The following is a 23,622-nucleotide window of genomic DNA, read 5'->3' as shown; positions in this document are numbered from 1 at the left end:
ATGCTAATCACTCGAATCATTACTGCCACCATCTTGATGGCAGTGCTATTACCTATTTTATTTTTCTTGCCACCGCTTTACTTGGGTATATTTTTCCTGATCGCCTTAGTTGCTGCCGCTTGGGAATGGAGTCGTATGATTGCTCCCGAAGCTAAAAAGGCTGCTTTGCTCTATGCTGTTTTTTGTTTGGTCATTATTTTATTGTTGCTGGGTATGCAAGCAATTACTTGGCAGTTTTCTTTGCTGATGATAGCGGTCTTGTTTTGGTTCTTTTTAGCACCATTCATCTTAGCCAAAGGAATGAATCTCTCTCTTCAAAAATTCAAACCTTTCTACAGCATTGTGGGCTTGATCATTCTGCCGGCTACTTGGTTTGCATTAGTCTTCTTGCGTGAATTAGGGTTAGTATTTTTATTAACAACAATGGCCTTAGTTTGGGTTGCTGATATTGGCGCTTATTTTGTTGGCAAAGCTTTTGGTAAACATAAGCTAGCCGTGAGCATTAGCCCGGGAAAATCGATTGAGGGCGCGCTAGGTGGTTTACTGCTTTGTTATCTCTACGCATTCTTGTGTGTCACGTATTTACCGCTAGGTGATACTTTATTTGGCGCTTGGGCCATTCAATTTGGTTGGGTGCCGATGTTCCTTATGGTGACAGTCTTAACAGCGTTCAGTGTCTTTGGGGATTTATTTGAATCTCAGTTAAAGCGTTTGGCTGGCGTCAAAGATAGTAGTCATTTATTGCCAGGTCATGGTGGCGTCCTAGATCGAGTTGATGCACTCATTCCAACAATGCCAATTGCTGCATTACTAGCAGGGTGGATTTAATGCCTCTGAAACACCTTGCTATCTTAGGGTCTACTGGATCAATTGGTGTTAATACCCTAGACGTGATCCGCGCCCACCCCGACCGCTTTAAAGTAGTGGCCCTGACTGCCGCAAAACAAATCGAGCGTTTGGCTGAGCAATGTATTGAGTTCCAGCCTGCTATTGCAGTGGTGGCTGATGCTGATGGCGCTGCTCAACTGAGCCAACTTTTGCTAGAAAAAAAGATTTCTATTCAAGTTCTTTATGGGCCTGAAGCTTTAGTCAGTGCAGTAACTGAATCTGGATGCGATACCGTGATGGCAGCGATTGTGGGGGCAGCCGGTCTAGTCCCGACTTTGGCAGCTGCAAAAGCAGGTAAGCGAGTGTTGCTGGCTAACAAAGAAGCGCTAGTAATGTCGGGTAATTTATTTATGCAGGCGATGAAATCAGGTGGCAGTGAATTGCTGCCGATTGATAGCGAGCACAATGCGATTTTTCAATGTTTACCCGATCGCTTTACAAAAAACCCATCTGTCCATTTAGGTGTTGAAGAACTTTGGTTAACTGCCTCTGGTGGACCATTTAGAGATAGAGCTCTCGCAGATTTAGCGGGCATTACTCCTGATCAAGCCTGTGCCCATCCGAATTGGGTGATGGGTCGAAAGATTTCGGTTGACTCTGCGACGATGATGAATAAAGGTCTTGAGGTTATTGAGGCTTTTTGGTTGTTTGGCCTGCCATTAGAAAAAATTAAGGTGTTGATTCATCCGCAGAGCGTAGTGCACTCGATGGTGCGTTATCGCGATGGCTCGGTTTTAGCGCAAATGGGTCAACCTGATATGCGCACACCGATTGCCTATGGACTGGCTTGGCCTGAACGTATTGATGCTGGTGTTGCTCCTTTGAATCTGACGCAGTTGAGCGGCCTCAGTTTTACAGAACCCAATTTTGCCCAATTCCCTTGTTTGAGTTTGGCCTTTGCTGCTGCAAAAGCAGGGGGAACTTCGCCCGCTGTGTTGAATGCCGCCAATGAAGTTGCCGTTGCCGCTTTCTTAGAGAATGGATTGCCTTACTTAAGCATTCCGAAGGTAGTGGAGCACTGTTTAAATGCCTTGCCATCGGCTTCTGCGGACTCTTTAGAAACCATTCTTGGGTCTGATGCTCAGGCTCGTCAAGTTGCCAATCAATTTATTCACAACCTTCAGAAATAGATTGGTCTTTTGATGCAGGCCTTAATCACTCTTGCTGCATTCTTAGTCACACTCGGAGTGCTGGTCAGTTTTCATGAGTACGGCCATTTCCTAGCAGCTCGTTTGTGCGGAGTTAAGGTACTTCGCTTTGCCCTAGGATTTGGTAAGCCGCTATTTACTTATCATGCTAGTAATGGCACTGAGTGGGTTCTGGCTTCCATTCCTTTGGGTGGTTATGTCAAATTGTTGGACGGCCGTGATCGTGAGCAAACCATTTCAGCTCAAGAGCGCCCCCAATCCTTTGATGTAAAGCCCCTATGGCAACGCTCTATGATTGTGGCCGCAGGACCCTTTGCCAACTTCCTGCTGGCAGTCATTTTGTTCTCAGTGATTTATGTTTCGGGTGTGCCTCAGATCCCCGCTCGACTTCAAGCTCCGCCCGAGCAATCTATTGCCGCAAAACTGGGGGTAGCGGCAGGTGATCAGGTCATTGGCTGGCAATCTCTTTCATCTGACTACAACGGTGGCGCCATTCTTGAAGAGTTTGAATCGGTTCCAAGTTGGAATGCATTGCGTTGGCTGCTCTTAAATGCGCTTACCGGCGAGCAAGGATTTGCCCTAGAAATCCAGGATGCTGCTGGTGCCCGTCATGTTAAATTCTTTAAGCAGGGCGATTTACCTCCAATGGCACCTGATTCTGATCCATTTCAGGCTCTCGGATTGTTTCCTCAAGTGGCCCCACCTTCGGAGTGGATAGAGCTCAAGTTAGGACCGATAGATGCCCTAGGTTTTGCATACCAGCGGGTTTCGCTGATAACCAAGGTCTCTTTCCGGCTAATGCTGGGCTTATTTACGGGTAAAACGACTTTAAAGCAGCTCGGTGGGCCCTTAAGTATTGCGGATATGGCAGGTAAGTCTGCCCAGGTCGGCTGGCAGCCATTTGTAGCCTTTTTAGCCCTGATGAGTATCAGTATTGGGCTCTTGAATTTAGTGCCTTTACCAATGCTCGATGGGGGTCAGCTCCTGTATGATGCATGGGAGTTGGTTGCTGGTAAGCGAATATCTTTATCACTGCAGGAAAAGCTCCAAAAAGTGGGTTTTTTGCTTCTGATATCTCTTTCCTTGCTAGCCTTGTTTAACGATTTGCAACGCTACCTTTCACCTTGAATTTTCTGATCCCCTCTTTTCGCTCTCTAACTCGATTTGCTGCGCAAGCCGCTTTGATTCTTGCGGCCGGTTTTTGCATTCATGCACAAGCTGCCGACTCTTTTGTGATCAAAGATATTCGAATCGAGGGTTTGCAGCGAGTTGAACCAGGAACTGTTTTTAGCTATTTGCCCGTTCAGGTGGGTGACACCTTTACAGATGAGAAGAGTGCTGAGGCTATTAAGACTTTGTACAACACTGGCTTTTTCCGAGATGTTCAGATTCAAGCGCAAGGCAATGTATTGATTGTGATCGTTGAGGAACGACCTACTATCTCCCGAATTGAATTTACTGGGATGAAAGAATTCGATCAAGAAATTGTCCGCAAATCACTCAAGGCAGTAGGTGTAGCAGAAGCCCGCTTCTATGACAAAGCGTTGATTGATAAAGCTGAGCAAGAGCTCAAGCGTCAGTATGTTGGTAAGGGTATGTACGCTGCTGAGGTCGTTGCAACCGTTACCCCGGTAGAGCGTAATCAAGTGGCGATTTATTTCAATATCGATGAAGGTCCTGTAGCCAAGATCCAAGAGATTAATTTAATTGGTAATAAGGTCTTTAGCGAGAGCACTCTCAAAAGCGAGATGCAATTGAAGACAGGTGGATGGCTTTCTTGGTACAGCAAAGATAATTTGTACTCGAAGCAAAAGCTCACTGCTGACTTAGAGAATATCCGCTCTTATTACCTTAATCGTGGTTACCTCGAGTTTGTCATTGAATCAACTCAGGTTTCTATTACCCCGGATAAAAAAGGCATCTTTCTCACGGTGAGTATTCGCGAAGGTAATAAGTTCACGGTCAAGAATGTGCGCCTAGCTGGAGACTTGTTGGGTAAAGATGCTGAACTCATTCAACTCGTAACCCTTAAGTCAGGTGATACCTTTTCATCTGCTAAGTTGACCGAAAGCACCAAGGCGATTGCAGAAATTTTAGGTTCGTATGGCTATGCGTTTGCAACTATCAACCCACAGCCGGATATTCGTCGTGAATTAAGTGAGGTTGATCTCACTCTAGTTGTGGATCCAGGCCGTCGTGTCTATGTACGTCAGGTAAACGTTACGGGCAATGCTAAGACTCGTGACATGGTGATTCGACGTGAGATACGCCAGTTTGAGAGCGCTTGGTTCGATAGCGAAAAGATTGATTTATCTAAAAAACGTTTAGGTCGTTTGGGCTATTTCACTGAAGCTGATGTTTCTACACAAGATGTTCCTGGATCTTCAGACCAAGTGGATGTAAACGTGAAGGTAACTGAAAAGCCAACCGGTGCGGTAACTATTGGTGCTGGTTTCTCATCCACAGAAAAGTTAATTCTTTCCGCTGGTATCAACCAAGAAAATGCTTTCGGTACAGGTACCGCAGTAGGCTTGAACTTTTCGCTTGGAAAAATCAACCAAAGCTTAGCATTATCAAACTACGACCCATACTTTACAGAGGATGGCATCAGTCGTTACACTGATTTGTTCTATCGCTCATCCAAGCCTTTGTACTATGTTGGCGATCCTGAATATCAAATTAAGTCGATCGGTTCAAATATCAAGTTTGGTGTTCCTTACACCGAAGTGGATCGTGTTTTCTTTGGATCCGGTATTGAGCTCTTTCAAATTAAATCCACCGTGAATACGCCTCAACCATATTTGAATTACATGATGGATTACGGCGCTCCATTCCCAGGTTATCCTGCATCGCTGAATACTTACAATATCCCTGTTACCGTTGGCTGGTCTCGTGATGGTCGTGATAGCGCACTTATTCCATCGACAGGATCACTTCAGCAACTGAATGCTGAAGTTGGAACCCCAGTAGGAAACATGATGTTTTATCGTATCTTTGGTCAGTATCAAAAATATCACTCTTTCTCAAAAGGAAATATCCTATCTTTTAACGGTGAGGTTGGTTATGGTGAGGCCTACGGTAAGTACCCATTCCCGATCACTAAAAACTACTATGTTGGTGGCATTGGATCAGTGCGAGGCTACGCCCCTGGGTCGCTGGGGCCTACCTACGTCAATACCTATACCGGTCTGAATCAGCCTACCGGTGGCCAGTCTAAAATTGTAAGTAACGTCGAATATACCGTTCCAGTACCTGGGTCTGGCATTGATAAAACTCTTCGGGTATTTGGTTTTGTAGATGGCGGTAATGTCTATGCGGAGAATATCAATCTCGTCTTACGATATTCTTACGGCTTGGGTTTATCATGGATATCACCATTGGGACCACTCAAGTTTAGTTACGGTATTCCGATCAAATCATTGCCGACGGATAACATCCAGCGATTGCAGTTTCAAGTGGGTACAGCGTTTTAATTGTTTAAGGAAAGTTTTATGAAGCTTCGTCAATCTTCCAAATGGATTCAGTTCAGCTTAATTGCTGTTTCATCACTCATGATATTGCCATCGGCATTGGCTCAAGATGCTGGAACTCGAGTTGCAGCTGTGAACGTTGAAAAGGTATTCAACGAATCCAACATGGCTAAAGCTAGTCAGACTAAGTTGCAGAATGAATTTACAAAACGTCAAAACGAAATTCGTGACAGCGCCCAAAAAATCAAATCTGCTGCAGAAAAGTTAGATCGTGACTCAGCGGTAATGTCTGAGGCTGAGCGTGCACGTCGTCAGCGTGAGTTGGCCGACCAGGATCGCGAATTGCAGCGCAAACAGCGTGAGTACACCGAGGATCTGAATCAGCGTAACTTTGAAGAGCGTGCCAAGATTGCTGAAAAGGCCAATCAAGCCCTGAAGCAAATTGCTGAACAAAGAAAAATTGATGTCATTATTCAAGATCCAGCCTATGCCAATCCCAAGGTTGATGTTACTGATGATGTCATCAAGGCCTTGAATAGTCTTAAGTAAGTTTTATGCCCACCGCCATCGAGCTGGCCGAACAGTTTCAAGTAAGCTTGGTGGGGGATGGCTCCCTCGCGCTTCAAGGCCTCGCTCCGCTCGAGCGAGCCCAATCAAGTCAAATCTCCTTTCTTTCGAATCCGCTGTATCGCCAACAAGCTAGTGATAGCACTGCAGGAGCTTTGATTGTCAGTCAGGCGGATTTAGATTTTCTCCAGGCGAGCCCTGGAAGCAACACGGCAGGGCGAGTATTTTTTGTCTCTAAAAATCCCTACGCCACTTTTGCCAGAATGGCGCAGCATTTTGCCAAGGCTTCTGCACCAGTTTATGCACCCGGAGTGCATCCCAGTGCCGCTGTTGATTCTAGCGTCAGCATTCCATCAACATGTCATATCGGACCATTTGTGCAAATCGGCCCTGGCGTTAAATTAGGGGAGCGAGTTGTCTTGTTGGGAAATACTTGTGTCGCTAGAAATTCCAACATTGGCAGTGATACCTTGATTTATCCCAACGTATCTCTTTATTCAGAAACCAAGCTTGGTGAGCGCTGCATTATTCACAGTGGAGCGGTCATTGGTGCGGATGGTTTTGGTTTTGCCCCTGACTTTTCCGCTACGGGTGCTGAGTGGGTCAAGATCCCGCAAACGGGCGCTGTTGTCATCGGTAATGATGTTGAGGTGGGCGCGTCAAGCACAATCGATCGTGGCGCCATGAGTGACACAATCATCGGCAATGGCACCAAGATTGATAACCAAGTTCAAATTGCTCACAACGTAGTGGTAGGCAATTGCTGTGTGATTGCTGGTTGCGCTGCCATTTCTGGAAGCACGAAGATTGGCAACTTTTGCATTATTGGTGGCGCAGCGAATTTTGCTGGCCATCTTACTATTGCAGACAGAACAACAGTGTCGGGTAATACCTCAATTATTCGTTCGATTACTGAGCCGGGGCAGCATTACACGGGCGTGTACCCTTCAATGCTTCACAGTGCTTGGGAGAAAAACGCAGCCATTCTGCGAGGTCTCGATAAAATCCGTCAACGCTTACGTTTATTAGATAAATCCAAATAAATCATCGCCATCTTACAAAATCTAGAAACTTTATTCAGCAGGTAAATACATGAGCAAACCTATCGCTATCGACATCAATCAAATTTTGAAGTTGCTGCCGCATCGCTATCCATTTCTATTGGTTGATCGCGTATTGGAAATTGAGCCCCGTCAAAGCATTACTGCGCTTAAAAATGTCACCATGAATGAGCCGTTCTTTCAGGGTCACTTCCCAGATTTTCCGGTAATGCCGGGAGTGTTAATTATTGAAGCGCTTGCCCAAACGGCGGCTCTCCTAACCTTTTCTGAAGTGCGCGAAGAAAATGCGGTTTATTACTTCGCTGGTATTGATGGTGCGCGCTTTAAGAAGCCGGTATTGCCTGGTGATCAATTGATCATGACGGCTAAGTTAGAGCGCGAGCGTGCCGGCATCTATAAGTTCCAAGTGCAAGCTACCGTGGATGGCGAGTTGGCTGCCGAAGCGAATATCACTTGTGCTGTTCGTACGAAAGGTGCTTAATGACTCGGATTCATGCATCTGCTCTAGTTGATAGCAAAGCGGAGATCGCCAGCGACGTAGAGATTGGTCCCTATTCCGTCATTGGACCAAATGTCAAAATTGGCGCTGCTTGCAAGATTGGCTCCCACACTGTGATCGAGGGTTACACCACGATCGGCAAAGAAAACAACTTTGCCCACTTTGCTGCTATTGGTGGCGCTCCCCAGGATATGAAATACCGTGGCGAACCTACCCGGTTGATTATCGGAGATCGCAACACGATTCGTGAGTTCACAACCATTCATACGGGTACATCGCAGGATGAGGGCATCACTAGAATTGGTGATGACAACTGGATCATGGCTTATGTGCACATTGCACATGACTGCCAAATCGGTAACCATACGATTTTCTCAAGCAACGCACAAATTGCTGGCCACGTAAAAGTGAGTGACTGGGCAATCATGGGTGGTATGTCTGGAGTTCATCAATTTGTCCGCATCGGCCAACATGCTATGTTGGGTGGTGCTTCTGCATTAGTTCAAGATATTCCACCGTTTGTCATTGCGGCTGGAGATAAAGCCTCTCCTCATGGCATTAATGTGGAGGGTCTGAAACGTCGTGGCTTCTCTAGCGAAACGATTTCTGCATTGCGGCAGGCGTATAAGGTTCTCTACAAAGATGGCCTCAGCTTTGAGGAGGCTAAAGTGGAGATTCAGAAGATGGCGCTCGCTAGTGCATCTGATACCCAAACTGCAGAAAAGCTGACCGAGTTACATGACTTTATTGCCGCCTCGACGCGCGGCATTATTCGATAGAGAAGATCTAGTGTCTAAACTTGCTTGTGTTGCCGGAGAGCCTTCGGGTGACTTGCTGGCAGCGCCAGTATTGAGCGCACTTAAGCAGATTCCCGACACCTCTAGTCTGGAGGTCTACGGTATTGGCGGTCCTCGCATGCAGGCCGAGGGCCTGCACTCAGATTGGCCAATGGAGACATTGAGTGTCCGTGGTTACGTTGAGGCAATTAAACAGTTACCTGCCATTCTGAAGTTGCGCAAAGAATTGATTGCCAATCTCTCGGGCGAAGGCCGCCCAGATGTGTATCTTGGTATTGATGCACCAGATTTCAATTTAGGTGTTGAGTTGGCTTTGCGCAAAGTAGGTATTCCGACTCTGCATTTTGTTTCCCCATCGATTTGGGCCTGGAGAGCAGGGCGCATTACGAAGATTAAGCAAGCAGTTGAACGTATGCTCTGCATCTTCCCATTTGAAACGGAGATTTATGAGCGTGCTGGTATTGGCGCAACTTATGTTGGGCACCCCCTTGCTAGTGAAATACCTCTAGAGCCAAATCCAGCAAGTGCTAAGCAAAGAATAGAAGAAATCTTAAATCTACCAAGTAATACATTAAGCGGAGTGCTTATCTCTGTACTGCCAGGCAGTCGCGGTTCCGAGATTGAACTGATTGCGCCAGTCTTTTTTGAGGCGATAGTAGAGCTTGCAAAGCGCATGTCAGGACAGCATCTGCATTTTGTAATTCCGGTGGCAACGCCACGCCTGCGTGAACCGCTAGAAGCATTGCTTAAAAATACGCTTGATAATAATCCTGACCTTCATATTCATCTGATTGATGGTGAGGCCGATGCAGTTCTCGAGGCTGCCGATGTTGTACTGATTGCTAGTGGTACAGCGACATTACAGGCAGCGCTCTGGAAAAAGCCGATGGTGATTTCTTATAAAGTACCTTGGTTGACTGCGCAGATTATGAAGCGACAGGGCTATCTACCGTATGTTGGTTTGCCCAACATACTCTGCGGTGAGTTTGTTGTTCCTGAACTTCTACAAGATGACGCTACTCCGAATAAATTGGCCGATGCCTTGTTAGCCTGGTTAAACAACCCCAGTAAGGTTGCTCAACTGAAAACCCGTTTTGCAGCAATGCATGAGACCTTACGAAGACCAACTGGTTTATTGGTTGCACAGGCCGTAGCGCAAACCATTACCGCCGCAAAGCATCGGGTTACTGTGTGAGCTTGATTTGGGTATGTGGTGTCGACGAAGCAGGACGTGGCCCATTGGCAGGAGCAGTTGTTGCGGGTGCGGTTGTTCTTGATCCTGAAAACCCCATTAGTGGATTAAAAGATTCTAAGAAGCTATCAGCTATCAGACGTGAGTTTTTATTTGAGCAAATTTTGCTGAAGGCCAAAGCCTGGGGCATTGGCGAGGCGAGCCCAGCCGAGATTGATGAGATCAATATTTTGCAAGCGACGATGTTGGCCATGCGCCGTGCCATTGAAGATCTCTGCACACGTTTAGGCGGCTGGCCAGATAAAGCTTTGATTGATGGCAACCGCTGTCCCGAGCTTCCCATCTCAGCCGAGGCTATCATCAAGGGCGATACTAAAGAGCCAGCAATCTCAGCCGCCTCTATCTTGGCAAAGGTCACACGTGATCGTCAAATGATGGCCTTGCATGAACTGCATCCCCAATATGGCTTTGCTCAGCATATGGGATATCCAACTGAAGTCCATTTCGCTGCACTAAAGGAATACGGCGCATGCGATCAACACCGCCGTAGCTTTTCTCCCGTGCGCAATGTATTGGCGCTGCATAGTCGATAATCCCAACTATGAAAATTGAATTTATCAGCTCAAAAGACAATTCCTTATTTAAGGAGATTCGTCAATTGCAAGCCGCTGGCCCTAAAGGACAAAAGGCCAGATTTGCTTGTGGGCAAGCTTTGTTAGAAGGCATTCATTTAGTGCAAACATGGGTGGGTGATCCAGCACTCAAGACATTAATTACCTCCGAGCTGGGTTTGCAAAACCCAGAAATTGCTCAAGCTGTATATGACCATGTAGAGATTTATCCAGAGACCCGGGTTTATCAATTAGATAAAGGCTTATGGGACCTGCTATCTGATTTGGTTAACGCCCCGCAGATTGCAGGATTACTGGACCTTCCTCAATCTGCATTGAACCCCCAAAAGTCGGTTGCTACGCTTGAGGGGGATGTCATTATTTTGGATCGTATTCAGGATGCGGGGAACGTAGGTTCTATTTTGCGTACTGCAGCGGCAGCAGGCTTTACTCAGGTGATTGCGCTGTCAGGTTGTGCCCACCTATGGTCAAGCAAAGTATTACGAGCCGGCATGGGTGCCCATCGCTTGCTCGATCTTTATGAAGGCTGGTCATCTCAGCAAGTCCTCAGCGCAGTTACTGCACCTTTGCTCGCTGCAACTGCCGATGGTGAGCTTGATGTATTTAATATGCCTAAACTGTTGGTTCATCCGGTTGCCTGGGTCATGGGAAGTGAAGGTCAAGGCGTTTCTGAAGACCTGATGGCTCAGGCTAAGGGAGTTTCTATTCCGATTGATCCAAGAGTCGAATCGCTGAATGTATCTACTGCTGCGGCAGTGTGTTTATTTGAAACAGTCCGAATTCGTCGCAACTAAAACTAGCTAATGCGCTAGCCTAAAATTGTCTTATCTGACTTCATGGATTGTAAGACGGTAGTTGCAATCTCCTCAATTGATTTACTAGTCGTAGTCACCCAAGGAATGGATTCCTTTTTCATCATGGCGGTTGCTTCATTAATCTCATAACGACAGTTTTCTAACTTAGCGTAGTTGCTGCCGGGGCGTCGCTCATTACGAATCTCTGATAAGCGTTCGGCATCAATCATCAAGCCAAAAATCTTACTGCGATATGGGATTAAATCTTTGGGTAGTTGCCCACGTTCGAAGTCTTCCGGAATGAGAGGGTAGTTTGCTGCCTTCATGCCATATTGCATCGCTAAGTAGAGGCTAGTTGGTGTTTTGCCCACCCGCGATATGCCCACCAAAATGACATCAGCCTCAGCTAGATTTTTATTAGATTGACCATCATCGTGGGCCAAGGAGTAGTTAATCGCCTCGATCCGGTTTTTGTAGGCTTCGGTATCCGCATTGTGGTGCAGGCGGTTCATGGCGTGGGTTGATTTAACCCCGAGAGCCTGTTCCAAAGGTGCCACAAAAGTCTGGAACATATCCAAAATAAGGCCATTGGCTTTACCAACAATGGTATTCAATTCGGGATTCACCAAAGTAGTGAAAACAATCGGCTGGACTTCATATTTGGAGGCTGCCTGATTGATGCTAGAGACTGCATCGTGGGCTTTTTCAGGGCTATCCACAAAAGGCACTCGAATATGCTTAAAAGTGGCCTCAAATTGGGCCAAAATTGATTGGCTGAAGTTCTCGGCAGTAATGCCGGTGCCATCGGAAACAATAAAAACAATACGAGTTTGGGTAGACATGAGATTGGCCTAGAGGTCTTGGTCAGCACTACAATATGTAGTTAATGAAGTATGCCGTATTTTATCCGGCCGCTCGACCAGTTTCCTTATCCTTAGAGAGTACTTTATGTCCAACCAACAGCAACAAAGTAACGATGTAGCAAATGCCTATGTTTTGCCTTTTGAGCAACTCCGGATGACCGATGTTGAGTCAGTCGGCGGTAAAAATGCCTCGCTTGGTGAAATGATTTCTCAGTTGTCCTCCACGGGTGTACGTGTGCCTACTGGTTTTGCAACTACCTCCCTGGCGTTCCGTGATTTCTTGGAGCACAACAACTTGACCGAGCGCATTCAACAGCGTTTGGAAAATCTGAACATTGATGATGTGCGTGCGCTAGCCGAGGCTGGAAAAGAAATTCGTGGCTGGATTGAGACTGCACCATTTCAAGCGCGTCTTGATGAAGAGATTCGTATTGCATTCAAAACACTAGATGACTCTGGCAAAGGCTCCTTTGCAGTACGCTCTTCAGCAACTGCAGAAGACTTACCTGATGCTTCCTTTGCAGGACAGCAAGAAACTTTCTTGAACGTTGAAGGCATTGATGATGTTCTGAAGAAGATTCGTGAAGTATTTGCCTCTTTATATAACGACCGCGCGATTTCTTATCGCGTTCACAAGGGCTTTGCTCACGCTGAAGTAGCGCTATCAGCTGGTATCCAGCGTATGGTGCGCTCTGACCTAGGTGCAGCCGGTGTGATGTTTACCTTGGATACTGAGTCTGGTTTCGAGGATGTGGTCTTTATCACTTCCAGCTATGGCTTAGGCGAGACAGTAGTGCAGGGTGCAGTGAACCCAGACGAGTTCTATGTGTTCAAAACTACCTTGGCAAAAGATAAGAAGGCGATCATTCGTCGCTCCTTAGGCTCCAAGTTGATTCAGATGCAATTCGCCCCGGCAGGTTCTGCTGAGAAGGTAATGACTGTGGATGTTGCTCCGGAAAAACGCAATCGTTTTTCATTGGAAGATGCTGACATTACTGAATTAGCAAAATACGCAGTCATTATTGAAAAGCACTACGGTCGTCCAATGGATATTGAGTGGGGTAAGGATGGTCAAGATGGCCGTATTTATATCCTGCAAGCTCGCCCAGAGACAGTGAAGAGCCAAGCTGCCGGTCAAGTGGAGATGCGTTATAAGTTAAAAGGCAGCTCAAAGGTATTGGCTAAAGGTCGTGCAATTGGTCAAAAGATTGGCGCAGGCCCGGTTCGTATTATTCGTGACCCAAGTGAGATGGATCGTGTGCAGCCAGGTGATGTATTGGTTGCCGACATGACTGATCCCAACTGGGAGCCAGTGATGAAGCGCGCTTCTGCGATCGTCACTAATCGTGGTGGTCGTACTTGTCACGCTGCGATTATTGCTCGTGAGCTAGGTGTCCCTGCAGTGGTTGGTTGTGGTGATGCGACTGAGCATTTGCAAGACGGCATGATGGTTACAGTCTCTTGTGCAGAAGGTGACGAGGGCCATATTTATGATGGCTTGATTGAAACTGAAGTAACTGAAGTTTCTCGTGGCGTATTGCCAGAGATCCCAGTAAAGATCACCATGAATATCGGCAATCCCCAGTTAGCCTTTGACTTCTGTCAAATCCCAAATGCTGGTGTAGGTTTGGCTCGTCTCGAGTTCATCATCAACAACTACATTGGCGTGCATCCACGTGCTGTCTTGGAGTATCCAAACATTGACCCTGATCTCAAGCGCGCGGTAGAGAGCGTTGCTCGTGGCTATGCAAGTCCACGTCAGTTTTATGAAGATAAATTAGTTGAAGGTGTGGCAACGATTGCTGCTGCTTTTTATCCAAAGCCCGTGATCGTCCGTTTGTCTGACTTTAAGTCAAACGAGTACAAGAAGCTCATTGGCGGTTCACGCTATGAGCCGGACGAAGAGAACCCAATGTTGGGCTTCCGTGGTGCGTCCCGTTACGTATCAGCAGATTTCGGCGAAGCTTTTGCTTTAGAGTGCGCTGCAATGAAGCGCGTTCGCGAGGATATGGGTTTAGATAACGTCGAGATCATGGTGCCGTTTGTACGTACTATCAAGCAAGCTGAGCGTGTCATCGACATGATGGCGAAGTTAGGTCTTAAGCGTGGTGAGAATGGTCTACGCCTAATCATGATGTGCGAGATTCCTTCTAATGCCATCTTAGCGGATCAATTCCTCGAGCATTTCGATGGATTCTCAATCGGTTCAAATGATATGACTCAGTTAACCTTGGGTCTAGATCGTGACTCCGGTATGGAATTGTTGGCAATTGACTTTGATGAGCGCGACCCTGCGGTAGAGTTCATGATTGCTCGCTCAATTGAAGCTTGCCTTAAGCAAAACAAGTATGTCGGTATTTGCGGTCAAGGCCCTTCAGACCACCCAGACTTTGCACGTTGGTTGGTTGCTAAGGGTATTACTTCCATCTCCCTCAATCCAGACAGCGTAGTAGCCACCTGGGAAATGTTAGGTAAGAAAGAGACTTAACTTCGAATTGCTAACCACTAGCAAGATGAAAAAATGCCTAGATGCAAATCTAGGCATTTTGTTTTGGGCTGAGCTTACTTTCCCAAGTCCACTGTCATGCACTTTATTGGTGCAATCATGCGAGACCGAGTAATGTAAGGTGATTCAGATTAAGCGTTGAGATCGCCTCTAGCAATACGTCCCTTTTGGACTTCCCATTCACGCTCTTTAGTGGCAGCGCGTTTGTCATGCTGTTTCTTGCCACGGGCTAGCCCAATCTCACACTTCACATTCCCTTTCGAGAAATGCAGGTTCAATGGAACGAGGGTGTAGCCTTTTTGCTCCACTTTACCGATCAGCTTTTTAATCTCAATCGCATTGAGGAGGAGTTTGCGGGTCCGAGTACTGTCTGGAACTATATGAGTGGAAGCTGATAGCAGGGGGGTGATATGGCAGCCGATCAGGAACAGCTCCGCCTGACGGATGACAACATACGCTTCTTTGACGTGCACGCGACCGGCGCGGATGGCTTTTACTTCCCAGCCTTCCAGAACCAGCCCTGCCTCGAACCGTTCCTCGATAAAATAATCGAAGAAGGCTTTTTTGTTATCGACGATACTCATATTTATTTAGCTTCTCAAGATCGATTATGGCAGACGTCAACAAGACCGTTTTAATTGGCCAATCCGCGGACCGTATGTATGGTTTGGTAACTGATGTTGCCCGCTACCCAGAGTTCTTACCCTGGTGCGGTGGAGTGGAAATTTTTGAGCAATCCGAGACTGTTTTGGATGCCAAAATCAATATCCACTTCAAGGGTATTAATCAGTATTTTCATACTCGAAACACCAATCGTCGCCCCGAGAGTATTGATATGGTCTTTGTGGATGGCCCATTCAAGCATTTTTCTGGGCAGTGGAACTTCATTCCCCTTAAAGAGGATGCCTGCAAGGTGGAATTTAAGCTTCACTGGGAGTTCAAGAGCATCATCCTGGATAAGATTATTGGCCCAGTCTTCGGACATATTGCAGGTACCTTCGTGGATTGCTTTGTTAAGCGAGCTGAAGACCTCTATGGCTAGTCAGTCTATGGAGATTCTGATTTGCGATGCCCGCTTGGGTGAGCCCAAGTTAAACCCTTTCACGCTGCGCTTATTGCCCTCCGAGGCTCCTACTGTAGGACTTGCCCTCCTTAAAGCTGGACTTGCCCAAGGCCCTAGTGATTCCACCTTGGCCAGAAAAGGCTGTTTTGGCGTCTTTGGCAAGCGTAAGGATTGGGACAGCCCTATTTACGAGGGTGATCGCCTAGAGCTGTATTCACCACTCCTAGTTGACCCCAAGGCTGTCCGTCGTAAGAAGGCTAATCAGAATCAAGATGCCAAATTCCAGGCCGCCGCAGCTAAAAGAAAGGCTAGGAGGCTATAATCGGTTTTTGCGACTAGGGGTTTTGCATGCGACTCATTCAAAAAGCACTCACTTTTGACGATGTGCTCCTTGTACCGGCTTATTCTTCGGTACTCCCTCGAGATGCCAGCTTGGCAAGTAAGTTAACTCGAGAAATTTCACTCAATACACCGTTGGTGTCGGCAGCGATGGATACCGTCACTGAAGGCCGTTTGGCAATTGCCATGGCTAGTGAGGGTGGTATTGGTATTGTTCATAAAAATCTCAAGCCTGCTGAACAGGCTAGGGAAGTAGCCAAGGTGAAGCGTTACGAGTCCGGCATTCTGCGTGATCCCATTACGGTTGATCCAAATGTCACGCTGCGTCAAGTGATGCAACTTTCTCGTGAGCATGGTTTCTCCGGATTCCCGGTACTGACTGGCAAAGAGGTAGTGGGCATTATTACCAACCGCGACTTGCGCTTTGAAGAAGACTTAGATGCACCAGTGAAATCCAAAATGACTCCGCGTGAGCGCTTGATTACAGTCAAGGAAGGCTGTTCTCTAGAAGAGGCAAAGCGCTTGATGAGTCAGCATCGCTTAGAGCGCGTACTGGTTGTCAACGACAAGTTTGAATTACGTGGCCTCATCACCGTTAAAGATATTTTGAAAGCGACTGAGCATCCAAATGCCTGTAAAGATAGCGAAGGTAAATTGCGTGTTGGCGCTGCTGTCGGTGTTGGTCCCGATAATGATGAGCGTATTGAGCTCTTAGTTCGTGCGGGTGTTGATGTGGTTGTGGTCGATACCGCACACGGTCATAGCCAAGGCGTTTTAGATCGCGTGAAGTGGGTTAAGAAAAATTATCCTCACGTACAAGTGATTGGTGGAAACATTGCCACTGGCGAAGCTGCTAAAGCATTGGCTGATCACGGCGCTGATGGCGTGAAGGTCGGCATTGGCCCTGGCTCTATTTGTACCACCCGTATTGTTGCGGGTGTAGGTGTGCCTCAGATTAGCGCCATTGTGAATGTGGCGGCTGCACTCAAAGGTACGGGTATCCCTTTAATTGCAGACGGTGGTGTGCGTTACTCGGGTGACGTTGCTAAAGCCTTAGCTGCTGGCGCAAGCTCCGTCATGATGGGCGGTATGTTCGCCGGTACTGAAGAGGCTCCTGGTGAGGTGTTCCTGTATCAAGGCCGTTCATACAAGAGCTATCGCGGCATGGGCTCTTTGGGCGCGATGGCAGATGGCTCTGCAGATCGTTATTTCCAAAGCGATATCAGTGCTGCAAATGCTGAGAAGCTAGTGCCTGAAGGTATTGAAGGACAAGTGCCTTACAAAGGCAGTGTCCTGGCCATCTTGCATCAACTGACTGGTGGTATTCGTTCTTCAATGGGCTATCTTGGATGCAAAACGATTGATGAACTGCATGAGAAAGCGAATTTTGTGGAAATCACTTCAGCGGGTGTGCGCGAGTCACACGTTCATGATGTGAAGATCACCAAGGAAGCGCCAAATTACCATATTGATTAAGAAGTAAAAGCAGACTGAATTTAAGGCAATCCTTTCGTGCACGACAAAATACTGATTCTCGACTTTGGTTCACAAGTCACCCAATTGATTGCTCGGCGCGTGCGTGATGCCCGCGTCTACTCTGAAATCCACCCCTATGATTGCGATCCAGAATTCATTCGTAAGTTTATTCAAGAGCAGGGTGGTAAAGGCATCATTCTTTCTGGTGGACCTAGCTCGGTAACGGAAGAGGGTAGTCCTCGTGCACCGCAAATCGTTTTTGAATTAGGCGTTCCTGTTTTAGGTATTTGCTATGGCATGCAAACCATGGCAAGCCAATTGGGTGGCGCAGTTGCCTCCGCCGAATCTCTTGTTAAAGCCCGTGAGTTTGGTTATTCAGAAGTACGTGCCCATGGCCACACCAATTTACTCAAAGGTATCCAAGACTTTTCTACTAGCGAAGGCCACGGCATTCTGAAGGTATGGATGAGTCATGGTGATTCAGTAACTTCAATGCCGCCAGCTTTCAAGCTGATGGCCTCAACAGAGTCCTGCCCAATTGCAGGTATGGCTGATGAAGAGCGCCGTTTTTATGCATTCCAGTTTCACCCAGAAGTGACTCATACCTTACAAGGCGAAGCTATCCTAGCTCGCTTTGTGCATGAGATCTGTCATTGCAAACCAGACTGGGTCATGGGCGACTACATTAGTGAAGCAGTTGAGCATATTCGTAAGCAAGTCGGCGATGAAGAAGTCATTTTAGGTTTATCCGGTGGTGTTGACTCTAGTGTGGCAGCGGCATTAATACATCGCGCCATTGGTGAGCAACTCACTTGTGTATTTGTTGATCATGGCCTGCTTCGTTTAAATGAAGGCGACATGGTGATGGAAATGTTTGCCCGCAATCTCGGTGTCAAAGTCATTCGGGTTGATGCTAAAGAGAAGTTTATGTCTGAGCTCGCCAGTGTTGCAGATCCTGAAGCCAAGCGAAAAATCATCGGCAAAGAATTCGTGGAGATTTTCCAGATCGAGTCTAGCAAGATCGAAAATGCCAAGTGGCTTGCTCAAGGAACTATTTATCCAGATGTGATTGAGTCTGCCGGTAAAGGTAAGAAGGGCGCGCATACGATTAAGAGTCATCACAATGTAGGCGGCCTTCCTGAAGATATGCGCCTCAAGTTACTTGAGCCTTTGCGTGAATTATTTAAAGATGAAGTACGTGAGCTTGGCGTTGCTTTAGGTTTGCCGCGTGAGATGGTGTATCGCCATCCATTCCCAGGCCCCGGTCTTGGTGTGCGCATCTTGGGTGAAGTCAAAGCTGAGTTTGCAAGTCTTTTGCAACGTGCTGATGCTATCTTCATTGAAGAGTTACGCAATACGATTGATGAAGTCAGCCAAAAATCTTGGTATGACCTCACTAGCCAAGCCTTCGCTGTGTTCTTGCCAGTGAAGTCCGTTGGCGTAATGGGTGATGGTAGAACCTATGAATACGTTGTTGCCCTCAGGGCAGTGCAAACACAAGACTTTATGACCGCACACTGGGCTCACTTGCCACATGATCTACTGGGCAAAGTATCGAACCGCATCATCAATGAAGTGCGTGGCATTAATCGTGTGGTCTACGATATCAGCGGAAAACCACCAGCAACTATCGAGTGGGAATAGAAATTCACGATTGAGTTGCTTCCCAATTCGCTAAATAAAGCATTTAAATTTCTTGAAATTCTTCCAGCGACCGCCTTTTATCGAAGGTTTAAAAGTGATGCTCGAGTCGTCTCCGGGGATAATTGCTTGGTCCTTAGTGACAAGTATTAGTTTGCTGGGCGCGGGACTCAGTCCAGTAGATACATTTTGGTTCAATATCTTGGTCTATGCCGGCTCTTCGCAATTAGCGGTGATGCCATTGATTGCTGGAGATTATCCCTTTTGGACTGTTTGGCTGACGGCACTAATTGTGATGTCCCGTTTTGTCATTTTTAGCGCAGTCATTCAACCTCACTTCAAACATTATTCTTTCTGGCAAAGATTGGGTATCGGGGGTTTAAATACCGATATGAGTTTTGCGAAATTTATAGAAAAGTTCCCTTCACCAGATAATTCCCAAGGGAAGCAAGTTGAGCTGCTCTATTTTATGGGAATGGTTTTAGCGCATTGGTTTTTTTGGCAGGTAGGCGCATTAATTGCCATTTTTTTTGGATCCTATATTCCGATCTCATGGGGCCTTGGATTTGCTGGCCCGCTAGCATTGATGGCTTTGATTATTCCTGCTATTAAACATAAAACTGCTGTTATCTCAGCGTTAGTGGCTGCCTGTACTTGCGTCTTAACAATCAATCTACCTTATCGCTTAACAATTGTTTGCTCAGTAATTGCTGGTGTTATGGCTGCGGTATTGGTTGATAAACAATCTCAAAAAAAGAATATATGAATACAGTAGATTTGTGGATTGCTTTTTTTGGCTTAATGCTGGTTAGCTTACTTAGCAGAGGCTCTTTTCTTTTAGTGGGATCAAAATTCCCGATTCCCAGAAGCGTTCATGAGTTCTTGCGCTATGCACCTACTGCCGCGCTCATTGCTATCGTCCTTCCAGATGTGCTGTTTGTAAAAGATCCGACGACGCAACTATTTGAATTAAACCTGTATTCACCCCAGCTATTTGGAGCAATTGGCGGAGTGATTGGGTTTTTGGTGACCAATAGTATCTTGGCGACCATATTATTGGGAATGGCCTTTTTTACTCTAGCCAGATTTTTGATTTAACGAGAAGCTGAGGATATCAGCGGAAAGCCACCGGCAAGGATTGAGTGGGAATGAGATGATTGATTTTTGCGATTACGTATTGAGATAGCTTACTTTGGTGTTACATAATCACATTATTAATAAAGGAACATGATGAAAATGCTTCAATGGATTCGATCATTAGTGGTATTGGCTTGTTTGCTACATATCCCTCTGGGCTACTCGCAGCAAGTTCTTCGGGTAACAACTATTCCTGAAGAGGCAGCTACTGAGCAAATGAGAAAGTTTGGACCTCTCAGTAATTATCTCGAAAAGAATCTTGGTATGAAGGTGGAGTTCACTCCGGTCAATGACTATCCGGCTGCAGTAGAGGCCATGGTTAATAAGCAAGTAGATTTGGTATGGTTTGGTGGATTTACCTATGTACAGGCAAACATTCGTTCCGGTGGAAAAGTAGTCCCATTTGCACAGCGTGAAGAAGATACTAAATTTCGTTCTGTTTTTATTACGCAGAAAAATTCAGGAATTACTAAGTTAACGGATTTAAAGGGCAAGCAAGTCAGTTTTGGTTCTCAATCCAGCACGTCTGGGCATTTGATGCCACGCACCTTCCTCCTAGAGGCTGGAATTAACCCGGAAACTGATTTCAAGCGCGTAGCTTATTCAGGTGCGCATGATGCGACGATTGCCTCAGTAGTGAGTGGTCGAGTGGATGCAGCAGCTTTAGACATTACCGTTTGGAATAAATTTGTGAATGAAGGTAAGGTAGACACGAGCAAGGTGGATGTTTTCTACACAACACCCCCTTACTTTAATTACAACTGGTCGGTTCATGCAGATATGCCTGCTGCTCAACGTGAGAAGATTGCTAAGGCCCTATTTGCGCTGGATATGAACACTTCCGAAGGCAAGGAAATATTGACTTTAAATCGCGCCACTAAATACATTCCCACGAAAGCAGATAACTATAAAAATCTGGAGCTTGCTGGCCGCAGTGCAGGCTTAATCAAATAGTCGTGGACGTACATTTAGAAAATATCACTGCCTATCATCCTGCTCGTGAGCAGGATGAAGTCTTTGCCTTAAAGAATGTTTCTTTTCAAGTAAAAACTGGTGAGCATGTAGCGATCATTGGGCCGTCGGGTTCTGGTAAGACCACTTTGCTGCAAATGATTGCGGCTGCAATGAAACCTAAGTCCGGGGCACTTGCTCTAGGTGGAATCAATCCATGGTCAATTTCTGGCGGGGCATTACGTCAACTGCGCCAGCACCTTTTTTATGCACCGCAAATTCCGCCGCTGCCCCCACGACAACGTGTGGTTACTTCCTTGTCCGCCAGTCGGCTCGGAGAAATGGGATTGAGCAAGAGCATATTGAATTTAATTTACCCACAATATTCTCAAGACGCCTTCAACACGCTATCCCTATTTGATCTCAGTGAAAAATTATGGAGTAGGGTAGATCGTTTATCTGGTGGGGAGCGTCAGCGGGTTGGGTTGGCAAAAATCTTAATGAGCCGAGCTGACCTATGGTTGGTAGATGAGCCTTTGTCCGCCTTGGATCCCAAAAGATCGAGGCAAGCAATTCAGATGCTGATTGCAGAGGCGAAGAAACGGGGCGTTACCTTAATTGTGACATTGCACCAAGTCGATATTGCAACCAAAGAATTTTCTAGGGTGATTGGACTGCAAGCTGGTGAGCTGGCATTTGATTTGCCATCCGCTGATATTACGAAAAATATTCTTCAGAATTTATATGCACAAAGTGAGCATGAAATTACTCAGTTAGAAGCTAATATCTTCCATGCTGAGTGAAGCTTAATCGAATGCTGACTTAATATTTTCAATGATTTCAGCTTCTACTCCCTTGCATATAAAAGATCCTGCATGGCATTCACGTCTTAGTCTTGCTATTCTGGCTATTGTTTTATTGGTGCCAGCACTCATCTCAACAGAATTTAAGCCTTGGGTTTTTTTTGAGGCAGAGAATCTAAAAGTCACTCTTAAGTTTTTGGCAGACTTTGTCCCGCCTAATACTAAGCCCGACTTTTTAAAATTAGTTGCTATAGAGGCTTGGCGCACTATTGCCATTGCAACTGCTGGGATGGTTTTGGCTCTCGTACTAGCAATCCCACTTACCTTGGTGAGCACCCGTGTGCTATCCATTTCTGCGTTAACGGGTCGTATGGCAACTTTACCGTTCGTGATTCGACAAATTATTCGAATCGTGTTGATCTTGATGCGAAGTATTCCTGAAATAGTGTGGGCTTTGGTATTTGTGAGGGTAGTTGGTCTTGGCCCTGCCGCAGGAGTGTTGGCAATCGCACTAACGTATGCAGGCATGCTTGGGAAGATCTATGCTGAAATCTTAGAGAGTGGGAGTCATGAGTCAAGTCAAGCACTGCTTCGCAATGGAGCGGGCCGCTTACAAACCTTCTTGTATGCCGTCCTGCCTCAAAACTCGAGTGAGCTAACAAGTTACACCGTTTATCGCTGGGAGTGCGCTGTCCGCTCTTCTGCAGTGCTTGGGTTTGTTGGTGCAGGTGGTTTAGGCCAGCAAATGGATAACTCCATGAGAATGTTTAATGGTTCTGAAGTAGCGACTATTCTGATCACGTTCATGATCTTAGTTGCTTTGGCAGACTGGTTTAGTGCCCAACTCAGAAAATTAATCAACTGATATGCAATTAAAGTCTCCCCATCTTTCATTGCATCCTTACATCGTACTGATGGGTATGAGTTTGCTTATCATCGCTAGCTTTTGGTCCCTAGATATACAACTATCAAAATTACTTTCAGTTCGTAGCTGGGAATTAATGGGTAAATTTTTTGGTGAGTTGCTAGTACCCAATTTCAGCGGGAACTTTCTGAATAAGGTCTTCCAAGCCTCATTAGAGACTTTGGCAATGTCGGCCTTAGGCACTCTTATTGCGGCCTTATTCGGCATAGTTTTAGCTTTTCCCGCTAGTAAAACGTATGCCAATGATCCAATTTACATTCGCACTATCACTCGGTGGATATTGAATGCATTACGATCCATTCCAGAGTTAGTTTGGGCTGCATTGTTATTGATATCGGTTGGTCTCGGCCCCTTTGCAGGAACTTTGGCACTAGCTTTGCACACTACGGGTGTGCTGGGGAGGTTGTTTGCAGATGCTATTGAAAATGCGCCTACTCAACCGGCAGAGACTCTGCGCATTATGGGAGTTGGTGAGTTAAAAATTTTCCTATACGCTACATTACCAAGCATTCTGCCGCAATTAATTTCATATAGCTTATATCGCTGGGAAAATAATATTAGGGCTGCGACCGTTCTTGGGGTGGTTGGCGGCGGCGGCTTGGGGCAGATGCTCGCTTTTCATATGAGCCTCTTTCAAATGCAAGATACCAGCACGATTTTAATGACGATGATTGGTTTGGTATTACTAGTAGATAGTTTCTCGTATTTCTTGAGAAGATATCTCGATAATTAAAGTGAATCGATAGATCTTAGGTTATCAATAGCGCGAGCTATGTTGTTGCTAGGATTAATTGCAGTCAAAGCCTAAAAAGGGGCGATAACTTTGGATAGCATCCCGTTCTGAGTTGAATAAGCTTACATTTTCATTTA

At 46.3% G+C, this 23,622-nt stretch carries 24 protein-coding genes; 22 read left to right on the top strand and 2 right to left on the bottom strand.

What is annotated here, in order from left to right; translation table 11 throughout:
* The 11 genes from ICN26_RS09135 to ICN26_RS09085 are packed head-to-tail and all read left to right on the top strand — an operon-like array spanning position 1 to position 11,048.
* The gene (locus ICN26_RS09135; protein WP_216268110.1) at positions 1-828 is read left to right on the top strand and encodes a phosphatidate cytidylyltransferase; all 828 of its coding nucleotides are present in this window, start codon (positions 1-3) and stop codon (positions 826-828) included.
* Entirely contained in the window at positions 828-2,018 is a 1,191-nt protein-coding gene (gene ispC, locus ICN26_RS09130) for a 1-deoxy-D-xylulose-5-phosphate reductoisomerase (protein WP_216268109.1), read from the top strand. The genes ICN26_RS09135 and ispC overlap by 1 nt, the downstream gene beginning before the upstream one ends.
* 12 nt (positions 2,019-2,030) lie before the next feature.
* Positions 2,031-3,164: a M50 family metallopeptidase gene (locus ICN26_RS09125; protein WP_216268108.1), complete on the top strand. Its 1,134-nt coding sequence runs from the start codon at positions 2,031-2,033 to the stop codon at positions 3,162-3,164.
* The gene (gene bamA, locus ICN26_RS09120; protein ID WP_439650730.1) at positions 3,161-5,509 is read left to right on the top strand and encodes an outer membrane protein assembly factor BamA; all 2,349 of its coding nucleotides are present in this window, start codon (positions 3,161-3,163) and stop codon (positions 5,507-5,509) included. The genes ICN26_RS09125 and bamA overlap by 4 nt, the downstream gene beginning before the upstream one ends.
* 18 nt (positions 5,510-5,527) lie before the next feature.
* Positions 5,528-6,055 carry an OmpH/Skp family outer membrane protein gene (locus ICN26_RS09115; protein WP_216268107.1) on the top strand — a complete coding sequence of 176 codons (528 nt, stop codon included), beginning with the start codon at positions 5,528-5,530 and terminating at the stop codon, positions 6,053-6,055.
* 5 nt (positions 6,056-6,060) lie between these two features.
* Positions 6,061-7,116, top strand: a complete 1,056-nt coding sequence (lpxD, locus tag ICN26_RS09110) for a UDP-3-O-(3-hydroxymyristoyl)glucosamine N-acyltransferase (protein WP_216268106.1) — start codon at positions 6,061-6,063, stop codon at positions 7,114-7,116.
* Positions 7,117-7,165: 49 nt separating this feature from the next.
* Positions 7,166-7,615, top strand: a complete 450-nt coding sequence (gene fabZ, locus ICN26_RS09105) for a 3-hydroxyacyl-ACP dehydratase FabZ (protein ID WP_046330453.1) — start codon at positions 7,166-7,168, stop codon at positions 7,613-7,615.
* Positions 7,615-8,412 carry an acyl-ACP--UDP-N-acetylglucosamine O-acyltransferase gene (gene lpxA, locus ICN26_RS09100; RefSeq protein ID WP_216268105.1) on the top strand — a complete coding sequence of 266 codons (798 nt, stop codon included), beginning with the start codon at positions 7,615-7,617 and terminating at the stop codon, positions 8,410-8,412. The genes fabZ and lpxA overlap by 1 nt, the downstream gene beginning before the upstream one ends.
* Positions 8,413-8,422: 10 nt before the next feature.
* Positions 8,423-9,625: a lipid-A-disaccharide synthase gene (gene lpxB / locus ICN26_RS09095; RefSeq protein ID WP_369411823.1), complete on the top strand. Its 1,203-nt coding sequence runs from the start codon at positions 8,423-8,425 to the stop codon at positions 9,623-9,625.
* Positions 9,622-10,215, top strand: a complete 594-nt coding sequence (gene rnhB / locus ICN26_RS09090; protein WP_216268103.1) for a ribonuclease HII — start codon at positions 9,622-9,624, stop codon at positions 10,213-10,215. The genes lpxB and rnhB overlap by 4 nt, the downstream gene beginning before the upstream one ends.
* 8 nt (positions 10,216-10,223) lie before the next feature.
* Positions 10,224-11,048: a TrmH family RNA methyltransferase gene (locus ICN26_RS09085; protein ID WP_216268102.1), complete on the top strand. Its 825-nt coding sequence runs from the start codon at positions 10,224-10,226 to the stop codon at positions 11,046-11,048.
* A 14-nt stretch (positions 11,049-11,062) separates the two neighbouring features.
* On the opposite strand, the gene ppsR is transcribed toward ICN26_RS09085, so the two are convergent.
* Positions 11,063-11,890, bottom strand: a complete 828-nt coding sequence (gene ppsR, locus ICN26_RS09080) for a posphoenolpyruvate synthetase regulatory kinase/phosphorylase PpsR (protein ID WP_216268101.1) — start codon at positions 11,888-11,890, stop codon at positions 11,063-11,065.
* A 106-nt stretch (positions 11,891-11,996) separates the two neighbouring features.
* On the opposite strand from ppsR, the gene ppsA reads away from it, so the two are divergent.
* Positions 11,997-14,399 (top strand): phosphoenolpyruvate synthase, encoded by a 2,403-nt coding sequence (ppsA, locus tag ICN26_RS09075; protein WP_216268100.1) that lies wholly within the window; start codon positions 11,997-11,999, stop codon positions 14,397-14,399.
* A gap of 149 nt (positions 14,400-14,548) precedes the next feature.
* On the opposite strand, the gene smpB is transcribed toward ppsA, so the two are convergent.
* Positions 14,549-15,001, bottom strand: coding sequence for an SsrA-binding protein SmpB (gene smpB, locus ICN26_RS09070; RefSeq protein ID WP_046330447.1), 453 nt, complete (start codon positions 14,999-15,001; stop codon positions 14,549-14,551).
* 26 nt (positions 15,002-15,027) lie between these two features.
* Here smpB and ICN26_RS09065 point away from each other — a divergent pair, with 26 nt between their 5' ends.
* The 10 genes from ICN26_RS09065 to phnE all read left to right on the top strand — a co-directional run bounded on the left by ICN26_RS09065 (position 15,028) and on the right by phnE (position 23,485).
* The gene (locus ICN26_RS09065; RefSeq protein ID WP_216268099.1) at positions 15,028-15,459 is read left to right on the top strand and encodes a type II toxin-antitoxin system RatA family toxin; all 432 of its coding nucleotides are present in this window, start codon (positions 15,028-15,030) and stop codon (positions 15,457-15,459) included.
* Positions 15,452-15,802, top strand: coding sequence for an RnfH family protein (locus ICN26_RS09060; RefSeq protein ID WP_216268098.1), 351 nt, complete (start codon positions 15,452-15,454; stop codon positions 15,800-15,802). Before ICN26_RS09065 ends, ICN26_RS09060 begins: the two co-directional genes overlap by 8 nt.
* Positions 15,803-15,828: 26 nt before the next feature.
* Complete coding sequence (gene guaB, locus ICN26_RS09055) at positions 15,829-17,295, top strand: IMP dehydrogenase (RefSeq protein WP_216268097.1); 1,467 nt, start codon at positions 15,829-15,831, stop codon at positions 17,293-17,295.
* A 36-nt stretch (positions 17,296-17,331) separates the two neighbouring features.
* The gene (gene guaA / locus ICN26_RS09050) at positions 17,332-18,939 is read left to right on the top strand and encodes a glutamine-hydrolyzing GMP synthase (RefSeq protein WP_216268096.1); all 1,608 of its coding nucleotides are present in this window, start codon (positions 17,332-17,334) and stop codon (positions 18,937-18,939) included.
* 52 nt (positions 18,940-18,991) lie between these two features.
* Complete coding sequence (locus ICN26_RS09045; protein WP_216268095.1) at positions 18,992-19,702, top strand: AzlC family ABC transporter permease; 711 nt, start codon at positions 18,992-18,994, stop codon at positions 19,700-19,702.
* Positions 19,699-20,034 carry an AzlD domain-containing protein gene (locus ICN26_RS09040; protein ID WP_046330441.1) on the top strand — a complete coding sequence of 112 codons (336 nt, stop codon included), beginning with the start codon at positions 19,699-19,701 and terminating at the stop codon, positions 20,032-20,034. The genes ICN26_RS09045 and ICN26_RS09040 overlap by 4 nt, the downstream gene beginning before the upstream one ends.
* A 138-nt stretch (positions 20,035-20,172) precedes the next feature.
* Entirely contained in the window at positions 20,173-21,027 is an 855-nt protein-coding gene (locus ICN26_RS09035) for a putative selenate ABC transporter substrate-binding protein (RefSeq protein ID WP_216268449.1), read from the top strand.
* A 2-nt stretch (positions 21,028-21,029) separates the two neighbouring features.
* Positions 21,030-21,827 carry a phosphonate ABC transporter ATP-binding protein gene (locus tag ICN26_RS09030; protein WP_216268094.1) on the top strand — a complete coding sequence of 266 codons (798 nt, stop codon included), beginning with the start codon at positions 21,030-21,032 and terminating at the stop codon, positions 21,825-21,827.
* A gap of 31 nt (positions 21,828-21,858) precedes the next feature.
* A complete protein-coding gene (locus ICN26_RS09025; protein WP_216268093.1) occupies positions 21,859-22,692 on the top strand; it encodes a PhnE/PtxC family ABC transporter permease in 834 nt (277 codons plus the stop codon).
* Between the two features lies 1 nt (position 22,693).
* The gene (gene phnE, locus ICN26_RS09020; RefSeq protein WP_216268092.1) at positions 22,694-23,485 is read left to right on the top strand and encodes a phosphonate ABC transporter, permease protein PhnE; all 792 of its coding nucleotides are present in this window, start codon (positions 22,694-22,696) and stop codon (positions 23,483-23,485) included.
* Positions 23,486-23,622 lie beyond the last annotated feature (137 nt).

It is taken from the genome of Polynucleobacter hallstattensis (assembly GCF_018881835.1).
Taxonomy (GTDB): domain Bacteria; phylum Pseudomonadota; class Gammaproteobacteria; order Burkholderiales; family Burkholderiaceae; genus Polynucleobacter; species Polynucleobacter hallstattensis.
The sequence above is the reverse complement of the archived record's forward strand: the minus strand, read 5'-3'. Positions and strand labels throughout refer to the sequence as shown.